Genomic DNA, 201 nt, shown 5'->3' on the forward strand with positions numbered 1-201 from the left:
TGATCTTCTTGGACAGGTCGCCCGCGGCCACGGCCTTGGTCACGTCGGCGATGTTGCGCACCTGCGAGGTCAGGTTGGACGCCATCGAGTTGACCGAGTCGGTCAGGTCCTTCCACGTACCCGCCACGCCCTGCACGTCGGCCTGGCCGCCGAGCTTGCCTTCGGTGCCGACCTCGCGGGCCACGCGGGTCACTTCCGCGG

At 69.2% G+C, this 201-nt stretch carries 1 protein-coding gene; it reads right to left on the reverse strand.

The window, feature by feature from the left end:
* The coding region (locus AC07OZ_RS29480; protein ID WP_495470574.1) for a hypothetical protein at positions 1-201 on the reverse strand (201 nt) is incomplete at both ends.

This window comes from Roseateles sp. GW821-FHT09G03, from assembly GCF_059416045.1.